The organism is Burkholderia sp. Bp9015 (genome assembly GCF_003853505.1).
In the GTDB taxonomy this organism is placed as follows: Bacteria; Pseudomonadota; Gammaproteobacteria; order Burkholderiales; family Burkholderiaceae; genus Burkholderia.
In genome coordinates this window covers 1-1,897 of sequence record NZ_QTPZ01000082.1, presented here as the reverse complement: position 1 = coordinate 1,897, position 1,897 = coordinate 1, and the positions used below count along the sequence as shown (strand labels likewise).

Here is a 1,897-nt window from a genome sequence, read left to right as displayed (position 1 = left end):
TAGCTGTCGACACCGTTCTTGTAGCGCAGGTCCGACAGGTCGAAGCGACGCTGCTGCGCGTGCTCGTTGCGCTCGAGCGCGGCGATCTGCTGGTCGTACGTGCCGCGTGCAGCCAGCCCGTCCGACACTTCGCGGAACGCCGACTGGATCGCCTTCTCGTAGTTGGCGATCTCGATGCGCTTCTGCACGTTCGCGAGGTTCAGGTTCGCGATGTTCTGCCCGCCTTCGAAGATCGGCATCGTGATCTGCGGCGCGAACGACCACGCCGCGGTGCCGGCCTTGAACAGGCCGCCGAGCGTCGGGCTGCCGGTACCGAACGCGCCCGTCAGCGAGATGCGCGGGAAGAACGCCGCACGCGCCGCGCCGATGTTCGCGTTCGCGGCCAGCAGCGTCTGCTCGGCCTGCATCACGTCCGGACGACGCGTCAGCAGGTCGGACGGCAGACCGGCCGGCACATCCGTCAGCAGGTTCTGCGCGTCGAGCGGCATGCCCGCCGGCAGATCGTCCGGCAGCGGCTCGCCGATCAACAGCACCAGCGCGTTCAGCGCCTGCGCACGCGCACGCGCCTGCGCCTGCTGATTCGCGAGCGCCGTCTCGACGACCGTCTGCGCCTGACGCAGCTCGAGCTCGGAGCCCGTGCCGTTGTCGAACTGCAGCTTCGTCAGGTCGTAGGACGCCTGTGCCGTCTTCAGCGTGTTTTCCGTGAGCTGCAGCAGGTCGTCGGTGGACAGCAGCGTCAGGTACTGGTCCGCGACCTGCGACACAAGCGAGATCTCCGCAGCCTGCCGCGCATACGACGTCGACAGGTACTGCGCGAGCGCCTGGTCCTTCAGGCTCTGCACGCGACCGAACAGGTCGAGTTCCCACGACGCGGAAGCGCCGACGTTATAGGCGCGCGAGATATACGGCGCACCGGTCTGCGACAGGCCCTGCGGCACGCGCTGGATGTTGCCCGTGCCTGTGCCGTCGAGCGTCGGGAACAGGCCCGCGCGCGTGATCTGGTACTGCGCGCGCGCCGCCTCGATGTTCAGCACCGACACGCGCAGGTCGCGGTTGTTCTTCAGCGCGATCTCGATCAGCCGCTGCAGGCGCGGATCGACGAAGAATTCGCGCCAGCCGATGGCGGTCGCCGCCTGGCCGTTCGCGCTGCGCGCGCCGGCAGCGCCTGGCTGCGTCGCATAGACGCCGCCGGCCGGGTATGCCTGCGCGACGGGCGCGTCGGGCCGCGTGTAGTGCGGCGCCATCGTGCAGCCCGTGGCCAGCAGCGCGACCGCGATTGCAGTCAAAGCGTGTTTTTGCATCATCACTGTCCCTTGTTGCCTTCGTCGCCGTTGCCCGGCTTCTCTTCGTGGTGCGAGTGCTCCTGAGCCAGACGCAGCGCCTGGTCGACGTCTTCCTTCTCGCCGCTGAAGATCGCGCGGATCTTCACGAAGAACATCGGGATCATGAAGATCGCGAGGAACGTCGCCGTGATCATCCCGCCGATCACGCCGGTACCGATCGCGTGCTGGCTCGCCGAACCCGCGCCGTTGCTGATCGCGAGCGGCATCACGCCGAGAATGAACGCGAGCGACGTCATCAGGATCGGACGCAGCCGCAGGCGCGCGGCTTCCAGCGCGGCCTCGATCGGCCCCATCTTCTCGGTCATCTGCAGTTCGCGCGCGAATTCGACGATCAGGATCGCGTTCTTCGCGGACAAGCCGACGGTGGTCAGCAGGCCGACCTGGAAGAACACGTCGTTCTCGAGGCCGCGCATCGTCGCCGCGAGCAGTGCGCCGATCACGCCGAGCGGCACCACCATGATCACCGAGAACGGGATCGACCAGCTTTCATACAGTGCCGCGAGACACAGGAACACGACGAGGATCGAGATCGCGTACAGGATCGGCGCCTGCGA

General features: G+C 67.3%; 2 protein-coding genes. Both read right to left on the bottom strand.

Annotation, left to right across the window (positions count from 1 at the left end):
* Positions 1-1,304, bottom strand: a 1,304-nt coding sequence (locus tag DIE12_RS37655) for an efflux transporter outer membrane subunit (RefSeq protein WP_124551606.1), incomplete at its 3' end; no start/stop codon positions are given.
* Positions 1,304-1,897: efflux RND transporter permease subunit (locus DIE12_RS37650; RefSeq protein ID WP_185641263.1), on the bottom strand; the 594-nt coding region annotated here is incomplete at its 5' end. The genes DIE12_RS37655 and DIE12_RS37650, both read right to left, overlap by 1 nt.